This window comes from Stenotrophomonas sp. ESTM1D_MKCIP4_1 (assembly GCF_003086895.1).
GTDB lineage: Bacteria > Pseudomonadota > Gammaproteobacteria > Xanthomonadales > Xanthomonadaceae > Stenotrophomonas.
Window position 1 is genome coordinate 3,916,801 of sequence record NZ_CP026004.1, and the last position, 22,201, is coordinate 3,939,001.

General features: G+C 67.4%; 18 protein-coding genes. 8 read left to right on the plus strand and 10 right to left on the minus strand.

What is annotated here, in order from left to right; all coding sequences use genetic code 11:
* Window positions 1-103: 103 nt before the first annotated feature.
* Together C1924_RS17790 and C1924_RS17795 are read right to left on the minus strand one after the other, a co-directional pair.
* Complete coding sequence (locus C1924_RS17790; protein ID WP_108747472.1) at window positions 104-1,177, minus strand: 3-deoxy-7-phosphoheptulonate synthase; 1,074 nt, start codon at window positions 1,175-1,177, stop codon at window positions 104-106.
* 258 nt (window positions 1,178-1,435) lie between these two features.
* A complete protein-coding gene (locus C1924_RS17795) occupies window positions 1,436-1,696 on the minus strand; it encodes a hypothetical protein (RefSeq protein WP_108766493.1) in 261 nt (86 codons plus the stop codon).
* An 870-nt stretch (window positions 1,697-2,566) separates the two neighbouring features.
* Between C1924_RS17795 and C1924_RS17800 the strand changes: the two genes are divergently transcribed.
* Window positions 2,567-2,923: a hypothetical protein gene (locus tag C1924_RS17800; protein ID WP_108766494.1), complete on the plus strand. Its 357-nt coding sequence runs from the start codon at window positions 2,567-2,569 to the stop codon at window positions 2,921-2,923.
* Between the two features lie 113 nt (window positions 2,924-3,036).
* Here the strand turns inward: C1924_RS17800 and C1924_RS17805 are convergent, their stop codons facing one another.
* The 4 genes from C1924_RS17805 to C1924_RS17820 form a co-directional block, all read right to left on the minus strand.
* A complete protein-coding gene (locus tag C1924_RS17805) occupies window positions 3,037-3,780 on the minus strand; it encodes a DNA alkylation repair protein (RefSeq protein ID WP_108766495.1) in 744 nt (247 codons plus the stop codon).
* Window positions 3,777-4,277, minus strand: a complete 501-nt coding sequence (locus C1924_RS17810) for a MarR family transcriptional regulator (protein WP_108766496.1) — start codon at window positions 4,275-4,277, stop codon at window positions 3,777-3,779. Before C1924_RS17810 ends, C1924_RS17805 begins: the two co-directional genes overlap by 4 nt.
* A 93-nt stretch (window positions 4,278-4,370) precedes the next feature.
* Window positions 4,371-5,663 (minus strand): HAMP domain-containing sensor histidine kinase, encoded by a 1,293-nt coding sequence (locus C1924_RS17815; protein WP_108766497.1) that lies wholly within the window; start codon window positions 5,661-5,663, stop codon window positions 4,371-4,373.
* Window positions 5,664-5,710: 47 nt separating this feature from the next.
* A complete protein-coding gene (locus C1924_RS17820) occupies window positions 5,711-6,418 on the minus strand; it encodes a response regulator transcription factor (RefSeq protein WP_108766498.1) in 708 nt (235 codons plus the stop codon).
* Window positions 6,419-6,521: 103 nt separating this feature from the next.
* Here C1924_RS17820 and C1924_RS17825 point away from each other — a divergent pair, with 103 nt between their 5' ends.
* Window positions 6,522-7,475 (plus strand): pepsin/retropepsin-like aspartic protease family protein, encoded by a 954-nt coding sequence (locus C1924_RS17825; protein WP_108766499.1) that lies wholly within the window; start codon window positions 6,522-6,524, stop codon window positions 7,473-7,475.
* Window positions 7,476-7,478: 3 nt separating this feature from the next.
* Here the strand turns inward: C1924_RS17825 and C1924_RS17830 are convergent, their stop codons facing one another.
* On the minus strand, window positions 7,479-8,090 hold the full coding sequence (locus C1924_RS17830) for a DUF6445 family protein (protein WP_108766500.1): 612 nt from the start codon (window positions 8,088-8,090) through the stop codon (window positions 7,479-7,481).
* Between the two features lie 127 nt (window positions 8,091-8,217).
* On the opposite strand from C1924_RS17830, the gene C1924_RS17835 reads away from it, so the two are divergent.
* Window positions 8,218-8,484, plus strand: a complete 267-nt coding sequence (locus C1924_RS17835; protein WP_108766501.1) for a hypothetical protein — start codon at window positions 8,218-8,220, stop codon at window positions 8,482-8,484.
* Window positions 8,485-8,769: 285 nt separating this feature from the next.
* Here C1924_RS17835 and groL read toward each other — a convergent pair whose 3' ends face one another.
* Window positions 8,770-10,419 carry a chaperonin GroEL gene (gene groL / locus C1924_RS17840; RefSeq protein ID WP_108766502.1) on the minus strand — a complete coding sequence of 550 codons (1,650 nt, stop codon included), beginning with the start codon at window positions 10,417-10,419 and terminating at the stop codon, window positions 8,770-8,772.
* 83 nt (window positions 10,420-10,502) lie between these two features.
* On the minus strand, window positions 10,503-10,790 hold the full coding sequence (locus C1924_RS17845; protein ID WP_088027441.1) for a co-chaperone GroES: 288 nt from the start codon (window positions 10,788-10,790) through the stop codon (window positions 10,503-10,505).
* 323 nt (window positions 10,791-11,113) lie between these two features.
* Between C1924_RS17845 and C1924_RS17850 the strand changes: the two genes are divergently transcribed.
* From C1924_RS17850 to C1924_RS17870, 5 genes are all read left to right on the plus strand, one after another.
* Window positions 11,114-12,931 (plus strand): endonuclease, encoded by a 1,818-nt coding sequence (locus tag C1924_RS17850; RefSeq protein ID WP_108766503.1) that lies wholly within the window; start codon window positions 11,114-11,116, stop codon window positions 12,929-12,931.
* 67 nt (window positions 12,932-12,998) lie between these two features.
* Entirely contained in the window at window positions 12,999-13,337 is a 339-nt protein-coding gene (gene cutA, locus C1924_RS17855) for a divalent-cation tolerance protein CutA (RefSeq protein ID WP_108766504.1), read from the plus strand.
* Complete coding sequence (locus tag C1924_RS17860) at window positions 13,334-15,688, plus strand: protein-disulfide reductase DsbD (protein ID WP_108766505.1); 2,355 nt, start codon at window positions 13,334-13,336, stop codon at window positions 15,686-15,688. The genes cutA and C1924_RS17860 overlap by 4 nt, the downstream gene beginning before the upstream one ends.
* The gene (locus tag C1924_RS17865) at window positions 15,685-16,242 is read left to right on the plus strand and encodes a TlpA disulfide reductase family protein (RefSeq protein ID WP_108766506.1); all 558 of its coding nucleotides are present in this window, start codon (window positions 15,685-15,687) and stop codon (window positions 16,240-16,242) included. Before C1924_RS17860 ends, C1924_RS17865 begins: the two co-directional genes overlap by 4 nt.
* A 651-nt stretch (window positions 16,243-16,893) precedes the next feature.
* Window positions 16,894-19,422, plus strand: coding sequence for a sulfite reductase flavoprotein subunit alpha (locus C1924_RS17870; RefSeq protein WP_108766507.1), 2,529 nt, complete (start codon window positions 16,894-16,896; stop codon window positions 19,420-19,422).
* 118 nt (window positions 19,423-19,540) lie between these two features.
* Here the strand turns inward: C1924_RS17870 and C1924_RS17875 are convergent, their stop codons facing one another.
* A complete protein-coding gene (locus C1924_RS17875) occupies window positions 19,541-22,078 on the minus strand; it encodes a methyl-accepting chemotaxis protein (RefSeq protein ID WP_108766508.1) in 2,538 nt (845 codons plus the stop codon).
* Window positions 22,079-22,201 lie beyond the last annotated feature (123 nt).

Genomic DNA, 22,201 nt, shown 5'->3' on the forward strand with positions numbered 1-22,201 from the left:
CAGGCGCATCGCCGGTGCGGACGGGTCGGTCTCCAACTCCGACCGACCCTGATCGCGGCCGCACCCCCGCAGGCGCTGGCCGCCATCCACACACGTACCGCAATCAAGCGGCTTCAGACACCTTTACTTCACGACGGGCGCGCACGGCAGCGGCCAAGCGCTCCAGCACCTGCACGGTGGTGTCCCAATCAATGCAGCCATCGGTGATGCTCTGGCCGTAGACCAGCGGCTGGCCTTCCACCAGTTCCTGGCGGCCGCCGACCAGATGGCTTTCCACCATCACGCCGACGATGCGCTGTTCGCCGTCTTCCAGCTGGGTGGCGATGTCCTCGATCACCTTCGGCTGGTTTTCGGGGTTCTTCAGGCTGTTGGCGTGGCTGGCATCAATCATCAGGCGCGTCGGCAGCTTGGCCTTGGCCAGCGCCTGGCAGGCCTCGCCCACGCTGGCCGCGTCGTAGTTCGGCTGCTTGCCGCCACGCAGGATCACGTGGCAATCCGGGTTGCCGGTGGTGGACACGATGGCCGTGCCGCCCTGCTTGGTGACCGACAGGAAGTGGTGCGGGTTGGACGCGGCACCCACCGCATCGGCGGCAATCTTCACGTTGCCATCGGTGCCGTTCTTGAAGCCCACCGGGCACGACAGGCCCGATGCCAGCTCGCGGTGCACCTGGCTTTCGGTGGTGCGCGCGCCGATGGCGCCCCAGGCCACCAGATCGGCGATGTACTGCGGCGAGATCACATCGAGGAACTCGACGCCGGCCGGCAGGCCCAGCTTGTTGATATCGCGCAGCAGGCCGCGGGCAATGCGGAGGCCCTTGTCGATCTTGAAGCTGCCATCCAGGTCCGGATCGTTGATCAGGCCCTTCCAGCCCACCGTGGTGCGCGGCTTCTCGAAGTACACGCGCATGACGATTTCCAGTTCGCCGGCCAGCGCATCGCGCAGGGGCTTCAGGCGCTGGGCGTACTCGATGGCCGCGTGCGGATCGTGGATCGAACACGGGCCCACCACTACGGCCAAGCGGTCGTCACGGCCGTGCAGGATCTCGTGCAGGGCCGCGCGCGAGGCGCTGACCGTGTCGGAGGCTTCATCGTCACACGGCAGCATCGCCAGCAGCTGGGCGGGCGGTGTCAGCGGTTCGATGGTACGGATACGAAGGTCGTCGGTGTGCGGGGGCATGGGGGGGGTCTCTACGGAATGTGGGGGTCCGCAGCGTGGCGACATGAAAAAAGCCGCCAGGTTCGCTGGCGGCTTTCGGGAATGCGTCTGAAGGTTTCTTCAGGGTGAGCGCAGTCCTTCCTCCGCCGGGGGCTTCGGAAAGTAATACCAATAAAAGTTGGCGTGGGCTGCGTTCATGGGATGTATTGATAGCACAGCTTCTGCGCTGTGCAAAATGTTTCATTGGCAACTGCGGGCGCGGTTCAGGCAGGGCGCGCCTCAGCGCTTGCCGTGCACTTCCACATCCAGCAGCAGGCCTTCATGGATGTCCACCCAGCGCTCCACCACGCGGTCCAGTTCCTTGCGGGCATCGTCCAGCTGCTCGGGGTTGAGCAGGGAGCGGGCGGTGTAGAGATCGGAGACGAGCTGCCGCAGGGTCGATTCCAGGATGGCGACCGACGGCCCCTCCAGCCCCGGCACCTGCAGCGCCGGGCTGTCGCCAAGGGTTCCGTACAGCGTGACCTGGAGCTTGCTCTGCATGATCGACTTCCCTGCGGGTGGACATGGGCAGGGGTCATGTTTACCCGGAATCGGTGACAGGCGCATGTGCCAGTTGCTGCAGCCTAGCCGGCAACTGCGACGTACGCTTGCCGGCAGGATGAACCAGGCTGCAGGCACTAAGCCTGACAGCAACCAAGGCGTGCAGCCACCTCGGCCGCTTTATGCCTCCAATCTCCCAGAGCCTTCTGCTGCAGATTGGAGATCTGCTCGCACGCTTCACCCGTTCTCCCAACAGAGTGCATCAGCACCGCTGGATAGGCGACATCAAGTGCGAGTGGTCGCTTGGCTGCAGAAGCCTCCAGATACTCGAGAATATCCGAAGACGAGGTAGCAGCCGTACGAACAGGGAGTCAACGTTGAGTGGCAGCCGCTGCTGGTGTTCGGCACGCCCACCTGCGGGCGATTCGATAACTGCAAGGTCGTTGTGTTGTCGCGATTGAACCGCGTGATCGTCTGGCAGGTGACGCGCCCGTAAGTTATCGAGGCCGAAGTTCAACGGCGGCAAACAGACGGCAAAACAAGGGCTTTCAAGGCGTTGGGCGTATGCAATAATTCGCGGCGCTTCGTGAATGTCGCAGTCGCCCTTGGTGCTCTGCGCGAGCATATGCACAAGATGGATTGCCACCGAAAACGGGTGGCCGGGTCTGGAAGCCCGTGCAACAGAAGAAACGTTTGTCAGCCGGCGCCGCGTGGTGCGGCGCCGGCTGGCAAATCGTCCGCGTTCCATGGCGGGCGGTACGTGGGGACCTGAGGGTCCACCGGTTTACTTCTGTTTCCCGGCTTCCAGCCACGTACCGTCCGCCACCTCTTCCGGTGGCGCTGCCGTCTTTCCTGTACGGAGCACATGCCATGAACGCAAAGCACGTTCCCTTCCCGGGCCGCAACCACGACGAACCGGCCAACGCCGACGACGCATTCCGCGATCCCAACCGCTTCATTACCAGCCTGCGGCGCATTGGTGCCGGCTACGGCAGCGATGGGCAGCCGTGGCCCGAGTCCAACCTGCCGATCGGACGCCGTATCCAGATTGCCGATGGCGATTGCGCCTTGGCCGGGCTTCGCGTCCTGCATGAGGTGTTGTTGGCAGCCGAACGCTGCCGTCGCAACGGCGGGCCGGAACATGACGTGGGCGAGCGGGTGATGGAAGGGCTGATGCTGGCCTGCCTGGCGCTGGGTACGCACGCGGCAGAGCGGGTGCACCCGTAGCAGCAATCGGGTTGCGCGGATGGCTTCATCCACGCAGGGCGTAGATCTACCGTAGAGTCGGGCTTGCTCGACTGCTCTTTCTACACGCCAAGAGCAGTTGAGCAAGCTCGACTCTACGTTTTGCTGAGGGTGCGTTGGGCGCGCTTGCGGATGTGTGCGTTTGCTGAGCTACTGTGTTCGCGTTGCCAACGCGTACAGAGATCGCGCACCCACTCGGGTTGCGTCTTGCTGGCATCGTTGAGCCAGTTGCCCACCGAGTCCTGCACGTAGCGCTCGGGGTCGTTGGCCAGTGCTTCCAGCAGCGGAAGTGCGTGCTGCGGTTGCTGCTTGAAGGCGGCGATGTGTGTGGCCCATGCGCCGCGCGGGCGCAGTGCTTCACAGGCGAACCGGCGCAGGTAAGGTGAGGCTTCACCGGTCCACGGCAGCAGCAACTGTAGTGCCTGCAAAGGCGCTGCCACCACGTCAGCACGCACGGCCAGCCACGCCCATTCGCGCACGCCGAAATGCGGATCATCGGCCAGTGGCCGCAGGGCGTGCAGCTTGCCGGACATCGCCAATGTGGCATCACTGCCGATGAGGTAGCAGGCCCAGCCTCGTACCGTGTCTGAGGGGTGCGACTGCCACTGTGCTGCATCGCCCTGCCCTGCTTCGCGCAGCAGCGTTGCAGCCAGGGCCATGCGCTGTGTGACACCCTTGCTGGCAGCTTCGCGCATGCGTTGCACTGCGGCGTCTGGCGGCGTCGCAACGGTCTGCAGCAGAAGTGCGAAATCCACCGCAAGACACTCGGCCAGATGCGTGCTGGCCACCTTTCCGGTATCCAGTTCGTGCTGCCGCGTCGTGTTGATGGCCGCACTCACGGGGTCGCGTCCCGGCCAGTGTCGGTGTGCTGCCACACCTTTTCCAGCAGCGTCGAAAGTTGTGCCTGCTCGGTTGCATCCAAGCCGTTGAACAACCCGCCGATCCACTGCGTGTGCTGGTTGAACAGTTCTTCGGCCAGGCGTTTGCCGCGCGCGGTCAGCACGATCTGCAGGCGGCGGCCGTCTTCGTCATCGGGCTTTCGTTGCAGCAGGCCCTCGCGCTGCAGCCCGTCCAGCAGGCCGCTGATGGTGGCACGGGTGACGCCTGCACGCTCGGCCAGTTCGTGCGGGGGCAAGGTGCCGCCAGCGCCCTGCAGCAGGAACAGCACGATGAAGCGGCCTTCGCTGAGGCCGTGCGGTGCGAGGCGGGTGGCGCAGTCGCGATCGATGGCGCTGGACAGGGACAGCAGCTGGAAGCACAGGCGCAGCTGGGCCAGGTTGGCGTGGCCGCGGCGGGTGGCTTCACCGATGAGGGCAGTGTGCTTGGCTTCCAGCATTGCATACACGGATATGATTAGGCGGCTAATCATATTCAGGCGTGGGTGGGTGTTGCAAGTGGATCGGAAGGTTCATCCACGCGTGGCGTGGATCTACTGGGGCAGTTGCAGGCGGGCGATCAGGCCGCCGCCTTCGCGCTGCAACAGCTGCAGGTGGCCGGCGTGGCTGCGGGCGGCGTTGGCCGCAACGGCCAGGCCCAGGCCGGTGCCGCCGGTTGTGCGGCTGCGCGAGGTTTCGCTGCGCTGGAACGGTTGCAGCAGGCGCTCGCGATCATCGGCGGGAATGCCGGGGCCACGGTCCATGATGTCCAGCTGCACCCGTGCATCCACCTGCGCCGCGCGCAGCTCCACGGCACCGGCGTAACGACCGGCGTTGTCGATGAGGTTGTCCAGCGCGCGGCGCAGCAGCAGTGCGTCAGCGCGCCAGGGCAATGTGCGGGGCAGTTCAACGGCAACGTCAAGGCCGCGCAGACGTGCGGCCTGCACACAGTCTTCCAGCAGAGGGACCAGATCCATCGGTTGCAGCTGTGGCGGCTGCAACTCGCCGCGAGCGTAATCCAGCACCTGCTCGATCATGGCGTTCATGCGCTCGATATCGGCCACCATGCGCGCAGCCTGCGCGGGCGGGGCGAAATCGGCGCGCAGGCGCAGGCCGGTGAGCGGGGTGCGCAGGTCATGCGCCACCGCTGCCAGCATGCGTGTCATCTGTTGCGCCTGTTCGCGCAGGCGGGTGCGGCCGGCATCCAGGGCTTCGGCCAGCATCTGTACTTCGCGGGGGCCGTCATCAGGCAGCGGTGCCTGCGCGTGCAGGTCAAGGGTGGCGCTGGCGTCGGCCAGGCGGCGCAACGGCCGGCTCAGGCGCACCGCCGCCCACGCGGCCAGCGGTGCCAGCAGCACAGTGCCGCCCAGCAGGGCCAGAAGGACCTGCCGCCGCCACGCGGCCAGATCGCTGTAGGTGCTGCTGACCACGCGCCAGCGACCGTCGGGCTGCTGCACGGCCAGTTCAAACGGTGGCCACGGCAGGCTGGCCAGCACCTGCTGCGCGGCTTTCAGTGCAGCCACATCGCCGCGGCTTCCCTGCTCCGCACCAGCGGCAATGACATGAATATCCGGCGGCTTGCTGTTGCCTGCCCAGACCAGCCGCACGCGCTGGACGGGCTGGCGCAGGTCATCTGCCACCATCTGTCGCAGCCGCTCGTGTTCGGCACCGTGTGGGGCCTGCGTCCGCGTGTCCACGCGCAGGCCCATGCTGTCGCCCGCGTGCTCCCCGCGCAGTACCTGCATGGCCTGGTCCAGCCGCATCTGCGGCGCTGCCGGGCGCGGCAGCCAGCCCACCACGGCCATGCTCACCGCCGTGGCCAGCAGCAGGCTGCTGACGGCCAGCATCGCAATCCATCGTGCGGTGCTCCAGCGCACAGTGCTCAGACGCGCGCTCACAATCGCTGCACCGCTGCGCCAAAGCGATAGCCTTCGCCGCGCAGGGTCTGCACCAGGCGCTCGCCGCCGCTGGCGGCCTGGGCCAGCTTGCGTCGCAGGCGGCTGATGGCCAGGTCCACGGCGCGGTCCACGCTGTCACTGTCGTCGCCTCGCGTGAGCTGCATCAGCTGATCGCGGTCCAGTACGCGGTCCGGGCGCTCCGCCAGCGCGTGCAGCAGGGCAAACTCGCCGCGACTGAGCGCGACCTCGGCACCATCGGGCGCCAGCAGGCGGCGCGGTGCCGGCAGCAGGCGCCAGCCTTCAAAACGCAGTTCCATCGTCGCCTGCTCGCGCAGCTTGTCCTGCCGGCGCAGCAGCGCACGCACGCGGGCCAGCAGCTCGCGGGGGTCGAAGGGTTTGGCCAGGTAATCGTCGGCGCCCATTTCCAGCCCGATGACCCGGTCCGGTGCGCTGCCCATGGCCGACAGCATCAGGATGGGAATGGCGCGCGACTGCAGGCGGCGGCACACCGACAGGCCATCTTCGCCGGGCATCATCCAGTCCAGGATGATGGCATCGGGTCGCTCGACCTGCAGCAATACATCCAGGCCGGCAGCATCGGCCGCCACGCGCACGCGGTAGCCATGCAGCAGCAGGTGGTCGGCAATGGCGTCGCGGATGCTGGCATCGTCATCCACGACGATGAGGGTAGCGGTAGCATTCATGCGACAAGTATGACGGCGCTGTGTATCGGCCCGGTATCAACGCGGACATACCGGTACGACGCACGTGGTGCGAAATGGCCGCTCTTTCCCGAGGAGTCCCCCGATGCGCATGGCCCTGCTGCCCCTGTTGATCGCTTCCTTGCCAGCTGCGGCTGAGCCGGCCGCGCTGCACAGCCTGCCGATGACGATGCAGGCCAGCCACCCCACCGTACTGGGCACGTTGGCGGGAGGCGATGAGCCCTTGCATCTGGTTGTGGACAGCGCCGCCAGCGCAACCTTGCTGGATGCGGCCGTGGTGCAGCGCTTCCAGCTGCAGGACCCGAACGCACGCAATCACAACGCGCAGGGCGCCAGCGCGGGCGGGGTGGCACTGCGCAGTACGCGCAGCGTGGCGATGGGGCTGGGCAGCCTGCAACTGCAGGTCACCGCGCTGCAGGCCGACCTGGCCAGCCTGTCTTCTTCTCGCAGCGCGCCGTTGCACGGCATCATCGGCCAGGACATCACAGCGCGCTTCGACACGCGCTGGGATTTCGCCAATGCACGCCTGATGTTGTGGCCGGCGCAGACGCTGCCGACCTCCGCGGGGTACTGCCAGGGAAACGCCCTGCCCGACCGCAGCGGTGTGTTGAAGGGTTTCGGCTTTGTCACCCTGCAGCTGGGCGATGAAGGCGTGGAGGCGATCGGCGTGGTGGATACCGGTGCGGCGCAGACCATCCTCAACAACGCGGCAGCGCGCGCGTTGGGCCTGCGTACCGATGGCAGCGATGAGCGTGTGCGGGCACGCAGCAGGGGCAGCGAAGGGCTGGGTGGCAAGCCGACGCCAACGTGGCTGTACACCCTGCCGGCGCTGGCCAGTGCAGGGTGGCAGCACCCGGCAGTGGAAGTGCGCATCAGTGAACTGCCGGTGTTCCGGGCGATTGGGCTGGATCAGCGCCCCGCAGTGATCCTGGGGGCGGATGTGATGCAGGATGGCCAGGTGGACATCAGTGCAGGGGCCGAGCGTATCTGCCTGCAGCGGCCGGGCCTTGTCCACGCATGGCGTGGATCTACGGATTGATGCTCAGGCCGCGCTTTCAAAGAACATCAGGTACACCAGCCGGCCGTTCTCGGCGCAGTCGCCGAAGGCCGGGCCAGCGGTGTGCCAGAACCATGGGCGCAGCAGCACCAGCCGATTGAAGCGCATGGGGATGGTCATGGTCGGCTCCCAGGCGCTTTCATCGTTGCTGTCACGCTCGATGATGTCACGGTGCATGGCTGCGCCATCGGCATAGCCCAGCGCAGCCAGTTCGGTGGGATTGAGCGCCATCCGATCGGTGCGGGTGCGGCGGTGGCGGAAGAATTCGGTGCCGCCCTGGCAGTGTTCGGGCGCGCTGAGGTAGAGAATGCCAGACCAGTGCGATTGATCGGTATGCACGCGGGCGCGACCCTCGTCATTGGCCAGGGTGAGCCGGAACTTGCCGTGTGACTGCAACGGCTGCACCGGCCGCAGCGGTTCGTTCAACAGCCGGGAGGCGGCACCGGCAAGGCCCTGCATTTCCAGCCGCTGCAGTGAATTACGGCCAGGGAATGCGCCATCCTGCGCGGGATAGTCCAGGCCCAGGCCGGCGTGGCGCAGGCCGTGGGCATCGGCCGGGGAAAGAAAGTCGTCGACGACGAGGAACGAAGTAGGCATGGCAGGAGGCTAGTGCCGGCGCGTTGCGGCGGCAAGGCTTTGTGCAGCATGGATGCGACCGGGGTTTACGCCGCTTTGCCGCCCGGCGCAGTATAAAAGCCAGACACTCGCTTTTCTGGACCCCCGCATGACCCCTTCGCAAGCTGATGCCATCGCCACCGCCGTGATGCAGCCGGATGAGCGGCGTGACAAGATCGCCGCGCGCCAGCAGGAGGAGATGCAGCAGTTGCAGCGTCAGCGCAGGGCGGTGGCCGTCGGCCTGGTCGGCATGGCCGCAGGTGGGTTGATTGCCTACCAGCTGGGGCTGCCTTGGGTGAAGGGCGTGCTGTATGGCGGTGTGCCCACCTTCTTCATCGCCAAGGTCTGGTTGGATCGGCGCGCGTTGCGCGGTTGATTCCGCGCGCGGTTTCATCCACGCATGGCGTGGATCTACTGTGCGTCGCACGGTTGATGCCGCGCGCGGTTTCATCCACGCATGGCGTGGATCTACTGTGCGTCGCACGGTTGATGCCACGCGCGGTTTCATCCACGCATGGCGTGGATCTACTGTGCGTCGCACGGTTGATGCCACGCGCGGTTTCATCCACGCATGGCGTGGACCTACCAGCGGCATGGAATGCGTCCACAAAAAAACCCCGCCTTCCGGCGGGGTTTTTCATTGCATCGGTAGCGCGGGGACTTAGAAGTCCATGCCGCCCATGCCACCCATGCCGCCCATGCCACCAGCGCCACCCATGGCCGGCTCGTCCTTCTTCGGAGCTTCGGCAACCATGGCTTCGGTGGTGATCATCAGGCCAGCGATCGAGGCTGCGTTCTGCAGCGCCGAACGGGTCACCTTGGTCGGGTCCAGGATGCCGAACTGCAGCATGTCGCCGAACTCGCCGGTCGCAGCGTTGTAGCCGAAGCTGCCGGTGCCTTCCTTGACCTTGTTGATGATGACCGACGGTTCTTCACCGGCGTTGGCCACGATTTCGCGCAGCGGGGCTTCCATCGCGCGCAGGGCGATCTGGATGCCGTGGTTCTGGTCTTCGTTGGCACCCTTCAGGCCGGCCAGTGCGGTGACCGCACGAACCAGGGCAACACCGCCGCCCGGGACCACGCCTTCTTCGACGGCTGCACGGGTGGCGTGCAGGGCGTCGTCGACGCGATCCTTCTTTTCCTTCATTTCGATTTCGGTCGAGGCGCCGACCTTGATCACGGCAACGCCGCCGGCCAGCTTGGCCACGCGTTCCTGCAGCTTCTCGCGATCGTAATCGGAGGAGGTGTCCTGGATCTGGGTCTTGATCTGGCCCACGCGTGCGTCAACGTTGGCCTTGTCGCCCACGCCGTCGATGATGGTGGTGTTTTCCTTGGAAACCTGCACCTTCTTGGCGCGGCCCAGGTCCTTGATGGTGGCCTTTTCCAGCGACAGGCCCACTTCTTCGGAGATCACGGTGCCGCCGGTCAGCACGGCCATGTCTTCCAGCATCGCCTTGCGACGGTCGCCGAAGCCCGGAGCCTTGACGGCCACGACCTTGACGATGCCACGGATGGTGTTGACCACCAGGGTCGCCAGCGCTTCGCCTTCGACTTCTTCGGCAACGATCAGCAGCGGCTTGCCGGCCTTGGCGACGCCTTCCAGCACCGGCAGCAGGTCACGGACGTTGGAGATCTTCTTGTCGTGCAGCAGGATGAACGGGTCATCCAGGTCAGCGGTCTGCGACTGCTGGTTGTTGATGAAGTACGGGGACAGGTAGCCGCGGTCGAACTGCATGCCCTTGACCACGTCCAGCTCGTTGTCCAGGCCCGAGCCTTCTTCAACGGTGATGACGCCTTCCTTGCCGACTTCCTTCATCGCGTCAGCGATGATCTGGCCGATGGACTCGTCCGAGTTGGCCGAGATGGTACCGACCTGGGCGATCGCCTTGTCGTCGGCGGTCGGCTTGGAGATGTTCTTCAGCTCGGTGACGGCGGCCACGACGGCCTTGTCGATACCGCGCTTCAGGTCCATCGGGTTCATGCCGGCGGCCACAGCCTTGGCGCCTTCGCGGATCAGGGCCTGGGCCAGCACGGTGGCGGTGGTGGTGCCGTCGCCAGCGTCGTCGTTGGTGCGGGAAGCGACTTCCTTCACCATCTGCGCGCCCATGTTCTCGAACTTGTCAGCCAGTTCGATTTCCTTGGCGACGGAGACGCCGTCCTTGGTGATGGTCGGGGCGCCGAAGCTCTTTTCCAGCACGACGTTGCGGCCCTTCGGGCCCAGGGTGGCCTTGACGGCATTGGCGAGAACGTTGACGCCGCGCACCATGCGCGAACGGGCGTCTTCACCGAAACGAATATCCTTGGCAGCCATTGCAGTTACCTCATTGGTAGCGCCGGGGCAGGCCCGGCGGCTGGGTGTTTGGAATCAGGGGATGAAGCAGGTCGCGCCGGGGCTCAGCCGATGATGGCGAGCACGTCGTCTTCGCGCAGGACCTTGTACTCGACGCCTTCGCTCTTGTACGAACTGCCGGCGTACTGGCCGTAGATGACCTTGTCGCCAACCTTCAGCGACGGAGCGCGCACGCTACCGTTGTCCAGGGCCTTGCCCGGGCCGACGGCCACGACTTCACCCTTGGTGGACTTTTCCTTGGCCGAATCCGGAATGACGATGCCGCCGGCGGAGATTTCGTCGGCTTCGATCGGCTTGACCACAACGCGGTCGTGCAGCGGCTTGATGCTCATGAGAGACCTCTTAAGTTATTGATTGGTCTGAAAAAGTCTGGCGATGTTAGCACTCACCCAGGGTGACTGCCAGCATTGCGTGTGAAAAAGCCCGACAGGTCGGGAGCAGGACAGAGATGGAGCTGCCCCGGGACCTTTCAAGCCCCGCCCCGTAAAATTTTTTGACGGTGGGCTGCGCTGGCCGCGCCCCGCTGCGGCAGGCGGGTTTCCCAGTTTTTGGTGACCCACGTCGCAGTGTCAGATATCTGACGTTCAGTTACGACAAAGTGTCACGCGTTCGGCCTTAGGCTCGGCCCGGCATTCCCAATCACAAGGAGTAGTCGATGCGATTGCTGTCCCCGCTCGCCGCCGCCTGCCTGCTGGCGCTGGCCGCCGCGCCGGTCCAGGCCGAGGTCTTCATCAACGAACTGCACTACGACGACAGCACCCCGGCCGGTGATGTCGGCGAAGCCATTGAAGTGGTCGCCACCGCTGGCGAGGACCTGTCCGGCTACCGGCTGTACCTGTACAACGGCGCCAACGCTTCGGCGGCCGTGGTGTACGCCAACAACCCGGTGCCGGCCGGCAGCGCTGCCGGTTGCGGCAGCGCCACCATTGCCGTGGTCAATTACCCCACCAACGGCATCCAGAACGGCCCCAATGACGGCATCGCCCTGGTCGACGCCAGCGGCAAGGTGGTCCAGTTCCTCAGCTACGAGGGCGCCATCACCGCCTCCGGTGGCCCCGCGGCGGGCATGACCAGCCAGAACATTCCGGTGGCCGAGACCAACAGCACCGCGCCGGGCACCTCGCTGCAGCTGACCGGCAGCGGCAGCCAGTACGCCCACTTCACCTGGGCCGAGTCGGCCGGGCAGACCTTCGGCCGCTGCAACACCAACCAGACCTTCAGTGGCGGTGGCACCCCGGGCGGCCCGAACACACCGCCGTCGGTCACCACCACCACCCCGGCGCAGGGCAGCAGCACCTTCCCGGCGGCGGCCGATCTGGAAGTGGTGTTCAGTGAAACGGTCACCCTGGCCAGCGGCGCCTTCGCCCTGAGCTGCGGCCGATCCGGCAGCGTGCCGCTGACCTGGCCGGGCAGTGGCAGGACCGTGAAGCTGTCGACCAATACCGCGCTGGTGGCCGGCGAGGCCTGCCGCTTCGACATCCGCGCCGCGCGCATCACCGACAACCAGGGCGCGCACCCGGCTGCTGACAGCCGCATCGCCTTTACCGTGGCCAGCACCACCGGCAACCCGGACCCGGGTAATCCGGACCCCGGCAACCCCGGTAACCCGGGCACGCCGGAGGGCTACTACTCCAAGGTGAACACCTCCAGCGCCAGCCAGCTGCGCTGCTCGCTGCACGAGACCATCAAGGGCCACACCGCCTACCCGTACAGCGGCTCGGGCACGAGCACCTGGACCATCCTGGAGATTGCCGACGAAGACCCGAACAACAGCGGCAAGATCCTCGATGCCTACCGCAACCACAGCTACACCAAGGTGAGCAGCCGCGCGGGCACGGGCAGCGGCCTGACCTACAACCGCGAGCACACCTGGCCGAACTCGCTGGGCTTTGCCAGCACCACCGGCGACAAGGGCCTGCCGTACGCCCCGTACACCGACACCCACATGCTGTACCTGACCGATGCGCAGTGGAATGCCGACCGCGGCAACAAGCCGTTCGGCAAGTGCGATGCCAGCTGCGGCGAGCGCGCCACCGAGGCCAACAACGGCCAGGGCGGCGGCAGCGGCGGCTACCCGGGCAATTCCAACTGGGTGCGTACCCCCGACGGCAATACCGGCACCTTCGAGGTATGGGGCAAGCGCAAGGGCGATATGGCGCGTGCGGTGATGTACATGGCCATCCGTTATGAGGGCGGCAAGGATGCGGCCACCGGCCAGTCCGAACCGGACCTGGAACTGACCGACGACCGCAGCAAGATCGTCAAGACCAGCAGTTCGCCGGCCTACATGGGCCTGCTGTCGACCTTGATCGACTGGCACCTGTCCGACCCGCCGGATGATGCCGAGCGTGCGCGAAATGATGTGATCTACAGCTTCCAGGGCAACCGCAACCCGTTCATCGACCACCCCGAGTGGGCCACCCCGGCCCTGTTCACCTCGGCAAAACCGGCCACCTGCCAGCTGGCCAACTGACCGCGCAACGCAGCGGTCCACGCCGCCGCCGGGCCTCGACCCGGCGGCGGCCCTATACTCGGCGGTCATGTCGACCGTCGATCCCATCCTGCTGCTGTTGACCACCTGCCCGGACCGGGCCAGTGCCGAGCGCATCGCGCACGCGCTGGTCGGTGAACACCTGGCGGCGTGTGTCACCCGTCTGGATGGCGCGCAGTCGACCTACCGCTGGCAGGGCGAAGTCACCACCGACGCCGAACTGCAGTTGCTGGTGAAAACCACGGCGAGCCGCGTCGATGACGCAATCGCCCGCATCGTCGAACTGCATCCGTATGAACTCCCGGAGTGCATCGCGGTCGAAACCCGGGCCGGCCTGCCGGCGTATCTGGACTGGATCCGGGCGCAGACCCGGGAGGACACCGATTGATGAAGTTGTTTGCTCGTGGCGCCGCGCTGTGCGCTCTGCTGTGGCTGGCCCTGCCGGCCTTCGCGCTGGATGAGAAGGACCTGCTGCCGGTCGACCAGGCCTTCGCGCTGACGGCCAGTGCGCCCGAACGGGGCCAGATCCAACTGCAGTTCAAGATCGCCCCCGGCTACTACCTCTACCGCCACCGCACCAGCGTCAAGGCCGACCCGGCCTTCAATGCCGGTGCCCTGCAGATGCCGGCCGGCGACAAGCACCACGATGATTTCTTCGGTGAGGTGGAAACCTACCGCGAACGCCTGCAGGCCACCCTGCCCGGTGCGCCGACCGATGCGGCCGGCACCATCAGCCTGGAAGTGCGCTACCAGGGCTGCGCCGATGCCGGCGTGTGCTACCCGCCGCAGAAGCGCGTGGTGCAGGTGGCCCTGCCCGGTGCCAGTGGCAAGGCCGCGCTGCGCACCGCGCGCGCGACCGGGGTGAGCCCGTTCAACAACCCGCTGGCCGGTAGCGGAGGTGGCCTGCGCCTGCCGGGCAGCGGCAACACGCAGGCGCTTCCGCTGCCGTCGGAACAGGCGTTCGGCTTCGATGCCATCGCCAGCGACGGCAATACGCTGCTGCTGCGCTTCACCCCTGCACCGGGCTACTACCTGTACCGCGACCGCACCTCGCTGAAGCTGGAAGGCAGCACCGGCGTGCTGGCCGACAAGCCGCGCTGGCCGGCCGCGCAGGCGCACCGCGACGAGCACTTTGGCGATGTCTCGGTGTACTTCAACCAGGTGGAGGTACCGGTGCCGCTGCGCCGCACGCGCACCGGGGCGATGGACAGCACCCTGGTGGTGACCTTCCAGGGCTGCCAGACCGATGGCATCTGCTACCCGCCGATGACCCGCCGGGTGAAGCTGTCCATTCCCGCCGGCACCGTGGCGGCCGCCGGCCAGACCACGGCGGAGGCGGTGCCCGCCGCAGCCGGCGAAGGCCCGCGCGGAGATGCCGATGGCACCCCGCGTCGCCTGCTGCCGACCGTGCCCAACGATGCCGCCGACGGCGCCACTGACGGCGCCCCCGGTGCGGATGCCTTCGCCGCCGATGCACAGCAGGACAATGCCAAGCGCACCAAGCCGCCGGGCAGCGTGCCCAAGACCGACAGCTCGCTGCTGTGGGTGCTGCTGCTGGCGCTGGGCGGTGGCCTGGTGCTGAACCTGATGCCCTGCGTGCTGCCGATCCTGTCGCTGAAGGTGCTGAGCCTGGCGCAGAGCGGTGAAAGCGCCGAACGCGCCCGCAGCCATGCCATGTGGTACACGCTGGGCGTGCTGGTGGCCTTTGCGGTGATCGGCGCGCTGATGGTGGGCCTGCGCATGCTCGGCAATGCGGTGGGCATCGGCTTCCAGCTGCAGCACCCGGGCGTGGTGGCTGCGCTGGCGTACATCATGTTCGCCGTCGGCCTGAGCCTGTCCGGTGTGTTCACCATGGGCGGCGGCATCGGCAACTTCGGCCAGTCGCTGGCCCGCCGCAGCGGCCCGGCCGGTGATTTCTTCACGGGTGTGCTGGCCTGCGTGGTCGGCAGTGCCTGCGTGGGTCCGTTCTTCGGCCCGGCGGTGGCCTATGCCTTCGTGGCGCCGCCGATCGCGGCGATGCTGGTATTCCTGTTCCTCGGCCTGGGCCTGGCCCTGCCGTTCCTGCTGATCGGCTTCGTGCCGGCCCTGGCGCGCCGCCTGCCCAAGCCCGGCCCGTGGATGGAAACGCTGAAGCACGTGCTGGCCTTCCCGATGTATGCCGCCGCACTGTGGCTGCTGTGGGTGCTGGGCAAGCAGCGTGGCGTGGACGGCATGGCGCTGGCCCTGGGTGGCCTGCTGCTGCTGACCGCCGGCCTGTGGCTGTTCGAGACCAGCCGCTGGCGCAGCAAGCGCGGCGCCAGCCTGCTGGGGGTGCTGCTGGCCCTGGCCGCGCTGGGCCCGGTATGGGGTGTGACCCAGCTGGCCCCGCCGGCACGTGCCGCCCAGGCTGCCAGCGACAACGTGGTGGATTACTCGCCGCAGATGCTGGACCGCCTGCGTGCGGACAACCGCGTGGTGTTCGTGAACATGACCGCCGACTGGTGCGTGAGCTGCAAGGCCAACGAACGCGCGGTGCTGTCGCGCCCGGAGTTCAAGGAACTGCTCAAGCGCACCAACGCGGTGTACATGCGTGGCGACTACACCAACGTGGACCCGCAGATCACCGCGTTCCTGGATGAGCACAAGGCCGTGGGCGTGCCGCTGTACGTGGTGTACGGCCCCGGCGCACCGCCGACCGTGCTGCCGACCCTGTTGACCCAGGCCCTGGTGGAAGAAGCGCTGCTGCGCACCGCCCGATGAACTGGCAACGGCCGGCACTGCTGTGGACAGCGGTGCTGGCCGCCGGCCTTGGGCTGTGGGCGGGGCACCGGTTGACGCCTGCGCCTGCGCCGCCGGTTGCTACGCCGGCTGTCGCCACGCCGCTGATTCCCGTCCTGCGCGCGGGGGATGCGTTGCCGCCGCTGGTGCTGCCTGGGCTGGACGGGCAGGCGCTGGATCTGCGCCAGCATTTCCAAGGCCGGCCGCTGCTGGTGAACGTCTGGGCCAGCTGGTGCGGGCCGTGCATCGAGGAAATGCCCGAGCTGGCGCGCTTTGCCGACGTGCAGGGCGTGCACGGCGTGCAGGTGCTGGGCGTGGCGCTGGATACACCGGAGGGCGTGGCTGCATTCCTGCAGCGCGTGCCGGTGAGCTACCCCATCGTGCTGGACACCCCCGGCCCCCGCGATGCCAGCGTGCAACTGGGCAATGCGCAGGGCCTGCTGCCGTACAGCGTGTTGTTTGATGCACAGGGGCGGATGGTGAAGGCCAAGCTGGGGCCGTTCGAGCACGGCGAGATTGCCAACTGGGTGAAGTGAGGGTGTTGTTGCAGGGCTTGCAGCCCTGTACCTGCTCAATGCAACGGCAACGTCAAAGGCCGAAGCGGGCTTTCCGTGGGATGGCGAGGCGGTGTGGGCTTGCAGGACACGCCGTAAACCCATCCATGGGGGCTCGTAGGCGCCATCCATGGCGCCTGCGGTCCTGCAAGCCCACACCGCCCCACCTCTGACAGATTCCTGCGGCCGTGGGTAACGGCGACCGCTGGAACGCTCAGCTTTTGGTAGGTGTCGACCTTGGCCGACACGATTTTTCTGTCAGAAATCAAATGAATTCATCCGTGCCGACCAACGGTCGGCACCCACCAAAGCAGAATGCCGTTCCGACAGATCGCAGGAAACTGTCGAAAGCGGGGTGTGTCCGGTTGAGGGGGGGTGAGCGCCATGGATGGCGCGACCGAGGCTACATGGACGTATTCACGCCGTCCCCCTCGACCGGACCCACCCCGCCATCCCACGGAAAGCCAGCTTTTGAAGTTGACGTTGCTGTGGCTTGAAGCGGGTGCAGGGCTGCAAGCCCTGCAACGAAACCCTCCTTGACCGTAGCCCGTCCGCGCCCGGAGAATTACGGGATTAATTCTCATTTGCTGTTGCGCAGGATGCGGGCGGCAGCCTAGACGGCCTCTCTCCCCGATGTTCAAGAACGTCCTGTTCCAACTGCACTGGCTGCTGGGCATCACGGCCGGCACGATCCTGGCCATCATGGGCCTCAGTGGCGCGACGCTGTCCTTCGAGGATGAGCTGCTGCGCGCCGCCAACCCCGGCTTTGCCGCCATTGCCGAACACCATGCCGACGGCCAGCAGACGCTGGCACTGAGCGAACTGGTGCCGCTGCTGCAGGCCGGCAGCGAGCGTCCACTGCAGCGTCTGCGCGTGGATGCGACCGGCCAGCGCCCTTCGGTGGCACGCTTCGCTGGCGGCAAGCAGCACTGGGTCTACTTCAACCCGTACAACGGCGAACGCTTCAGCCATCTGCGCGGCCAGGCGTTCTTCGATTTCGTTGAAGACCTGCACCGCCACCTCGCGGCGGGCGAACGCGGCAAGCTCGTGGTCGGCAGCTGCGCCATCGCGCTGCTGTTCTTCGCCCTGTCCGGCCTGTACCTGCGCTGGCCGCGCCGCTGGTGGCACTGGCGCAGCTGGCTGGCGGTGGAATGGAAGCGCAGCGGCCGCGGCTTCCTGTGGAGCCTGCATTCGGTGGTCGGCACCTGGGTGCTGCTGATCTACCTGATGAGCGCGCTGACCGGTCTGTGGTGGTCATTCGACTGGTACCGCAGTGCCGCCAGCAGTGTGCTCGGCGTGCCTGCGCCGGCCAGGCACAAGGTGGCGGCGGATGCCGTACTCGATCTGCAGCATGTGGAAGACACGCTGTACGCGCAGCCCGGTGTGCGCAGCGGTTACATCGACCTGCGCCTGCCGGAAAAGCCGGGCCAGGTGCTGAACGTGCGGGTGATGTCCGGCGATCCGGCCCTGCGCGGCGGCGCCCACGACCGCGCGCAGGACGTGCTGCAGCTGGACCCGGCCAGCGGCGCGCTGCTGGATGCGCGTCCCTACGCGCGCCAGGGCACCGGCGGCAAGTTGGCCACCAGCATGTTCGCGCTGCATTCGGGCAGCTACTTCGGCCTGCCCGGCCGGGTGGTGGTGATGCTCAGCAGCCTGGCCATGTGCCTGTTCTTCATCACCGGCTGGATGCTGTATCTGGACCGTCGGCGCAGCCAGCGCGCGGCACGTGCACTGCGGCAGACCCTGCCTGCGCCACAGGACGGCGGCGGCGAAGGCATGCCGTGGCGGGTGATCCATGCCAGCCAGAGCGGCCTGGCCGAACAGCTGGCCTGGCGCGCGGCGGCACAGCTGCAGGCCGCTGGCCACCCGGTGCAGGTGCTTCCGCTGGCGCGGGTGTCCGCTGCGCAGCTGCAGGACACGCCGCAGGTGCTGTGGGTGCTGAGCACCTTCGGCGACGGCGAGCCACCGGACAACGCGCGCCGCGCAGCACGCCAGTTGCTGGCACAGCGCGTGGATCTGTCGGGCCTGCAGCATGGCGTGCTGGCGCTGGGCGATCGGCAGTACCCGCACTTCTGCGCGTTCGGCGCACAGGTGGACGCGTGGCTGGCGGGCAACGGTGCGCAGCCGCTGTTCCCGCGCATCGACGTGGATGCCGCCTCGGTGGTGGACCTGCGCCAGTGGCAGCACCAGCTGACCGCACTGACCGGCATCGACACCGATGACAGCGTGCTGCCGCCGGCCACGCAGATGCATGACTGGCAACTGCTGGCGCGCGAAGCGCTGAATCCGGGCAGCCAGGGGGGCGCGATCTGGAAGATCCGCCTGGCACCACCGGCCACTACGACCTGGCAGGCCGGCGACATCCTGCACATCGCACCGCGCAACAGCGTGCAGCACACCACGGCGGTGCTGGAAGCGCACGGCCTGGACCCGCTGCAGCCGCTGCTGCTCGACGATGGCACGTGCACGCTGCTGGAACTGGCCGGCGGACGCCTGCTGCCCGACGAAGGTGCCGCGCTGCCGGTGCAGGACCCCGCGCTGTGGCTGGCCGGCCTGCCCGCCCTGCCGGGGCGCGAGTATTCCATCGCATCCTGCGCCGCCGATGGCGTGGTTGAGCTGGTGGTACGGCTGGTGCACGACGCGGCCGGTCGCCCCGGCCTGGGTTCGGGCTGGCTGGCGCTGCACGCCCCGCTGGGCACCCGCATTGCCGCGCGCGTGCACCGCAACCCGGGCTTCCATCGCCGGGGCGGCGCGCCGATGGTGCTGGTTGGCAACGGCACCGGCATCGCCGGCCTGCGCAGCCTGCTGCGCGAAGCTGCGCAACAGGGCGAGCACGGCCATTGGCTGTTGTTCGGCGAACGCCAGCGCGCGCACGACCGGTTGTTTGCCGAAGAGATTGCCCAGTGGCAGGCCGACGGCCATCTGGCACGTGTGGATCTGGCATTCTCGCGCGATGCCGACGGTGGTGGCTACGTGCAGCACCGCCTGCAGGCGGCGGGCGAGGAACTGCAGGCGTGGCTGGCGCGTGGCGCGGTGATCCATGTGTGCGGCTCGCTGCAGGGCATGGCCGAAGGCGTGGACCAGGTGCTGCGTGCTGCGCTGGGCGACGACGCGGTGGAAACGCTGCTGGAAAACGGGCGTTACCGCCGCGACGTGTATTGAACCCTGCCTGGTAGCGCCGGCCGCTGGCCGGCGTGAGGTTGGTGGAATGCCGGCCAGCGGCCGGCACTACCGGCGTGACGTGTGAACCCTGCCCACCGGCGCGACGTCCGCCGGGCCATCACGCTGCCACGCGCGGGCGTCGCTCCGGCTGCAGGCGGAACGCCGATACCGCTTCTGCCAGGGCCTGCACCTGGGCCTGCATGTGCGCGGTCGATGCTCCGGCTTCCTCCACCAGGCTGGCATTGCGCTGGGTGCTCGATTCCATCTGCACGATGGTCTGGTTCACCTGGGCGATGCCGGCATGCTGGTCATGCGATGCACTGCGGATGGCGGCGAGCAGTTCGGCCAGCTGCTGCACGCTGCCGACGATCTCGCCCATGGTGGTGCCCGCCTGCTCGGCCTGCACGTTGCCCTGGCCGACGCGGGCCACGGAATCTTCGATGAGGCCCTTGATCTGCTTGGCCGCCTCGGCGCTGCGCTGGGCCAGCAAGCGCACTTCCGAAGCCACGACCGCGAAACTGCGGCCCTGCTCGCCCGCACGCGCCGCCTCCACCGCCGCGTTGAGCGCCAGGATGTTGGTCTGGAAGGCGATGCCATCAATGAGCTGGGTGATGTCGCCGATGCGGCGCGACGCTTCGCTGATGCCCTGCATGGTCGCCACCACCTGGCCCACGGCCTGGCCACCGCGTGCGGCCACCGCCGCCGCGCCCTGCACCAGCGCGTCGGCACGGCCTGCGGCATCGGCGTTGCGGCCAACGGTGTCGGTCAGTTCGTGCATCGACGCGGCCGTTTCTTCCAGGTTGGCCGCCTGCTGTTCGGTGCGCTGGGAAAGGTCATGGTGGCCGGCGACGATCTCGCCCACACCGACATCCAGCCGCGAGGTAGCCTGCTGGATACGGGTGACGATGCGGCCGAGCTGGCCGACGGTGGCATTGGCATCGTCGCGCATGCGCGCGAACACGCCCTGCAGGTCACCTTCCATGCGCACGCTCAGGTCACCCCGCGCCAACGCCGCCAGCAACGCCTGCAGGTCGCCCAGATTGGTTTCAAAGGTGGACAGCAGGTGGTTGATGCTGGTGGACAGGGTGCGCACGAAGCCCTGCTTGCCGTCCAGTGCGATACGCCCCTGCAGTTCGCCGTGTGCGGCGGCATCAACCAGCGCCGCCACTTCGGTTTCCAGCAGGGTTTCCAGGGCCCGGCTGCGCCACTCCACAGCGACGCCGAGGAAGTGACCCTCGTCGATGATGGCGTTGGCGATCAGTTGATAGCGCACCCCAAGGTGATGGATCTCGCGCTCTTCGCGATGACGCACGCCCACCAGCCTGGGCATCGCCGGATGCAGATGCACGGCGTCGCTGCCGACCAGGCTGGCGGCGTCCATGTCCAGCAGTTGCAGCAGCGCGGGGTTGGCATAGGCCACCTGCCCTTCGGCATCGACCACCATCAGCCCGGTCTGTGCGCTGTCCAGCGCCTGGCGCACGCGGGTGTTGCCTCGGGCTGCCGCGCGTTCGTCCGCGATGCGCGCGCGCAGGCGCTGCTGCATGTCGATCAGGCGCTGTGCCAGCTGGCCGATCTCATCGTTGGCATTGTGCACGCGCAGCGTGGTGTCGAGGCGATCATCGGCGATGTCACTGGCAAAGCGCAGGGTGTCCTGGATGGGACGGCGCACGGCGCGCAGCACCAGCACCAGACTGGTGATCAGCACGCCCGCCACCAGCGCCAGCGTTGCGACGAACAGCACGCTCATGGTGCGTGCACCGGCCTGCTGGCGTGCCTGTGCCTGCGCCAGCGCCTGTACCTGCGCGCCCTGGAACGCGGCCAGTGCTGGCGCAACGCCTGCAGCGGTCTCCAGCAGCGATTGTGCCTCCACATCCAGGCCGACGCGGGCGGCGGTATAGCCCAGCAGCGCCGCCTGGTAGGCGTCCATGTCGGCACGCAGCTGCTCCTGCGCCTGCGACGGCAATCCGGCCAGGGCCAGATCGAAGGGCAGCTTCTCCTCGCTGGCGCGGTCGGCGTGGGTGGAGTCGCCATCGAGCAGCAGCAAGGCTTCCTGCCGGCGCATCTTCTGCACGTACAGTTCCAGCGCCGGACGCTGCAGCGCGGCCACGTTTGCCTGCAGCGCGTCGGCGGCCTGCTGCAGCTGCGCGGCCAGGCCGGCATCGCCGCGCCCCATTTCATCCACCCGCTCGAACAGGGCGGCGATGCCCTGCGAGAACCCATCCACCGCCTCTGCCAGGGACTGCAGGGCCGTGCGCTGGCCCGCACTCATCGGCATGGCACGCAGTGCCTGCAGGTCGCGCTTCAGTGCCTGCTGGGTGGCCAGCAGTGCATTGCGGTCGGCATCATCGAAACTGCGCGCATACTGTGTCTGCAGGCGGCGCGCTTCCGCCACGCGGGTGGCCAGCGCGGCCGCCAGATCGCTGCCCTGCTGGTAGCTGGCCTGGGTGCGGGCTGCCTGCGCGCTGGCATGGCCGGTCCAGGCGTGGACGCCGGCAATGGCCACCAGGCCCAGGCCGCAGACCCACAGCGTGGCCTTCAGTCTGGACCCTACGCTGAGCCGGTGCGGCTGCAGCCAGCGCAACAGGTCAGGAAACGCCGAGCGCAGCCCGTCCAGGCGGGTGCGCAGGGACCGGAGGCGAACAACCGCGGTCGACATGACTGACTCCAGGCGAAAGGACGCACCTGTATCGGCCTGGCTGGACAGGACTTTAGCCCTGCGTTTCGATCACGGCTGCGGTGCGCGCGATCACCGCCGTTGTACCGGCCGCAGGCGACGGCG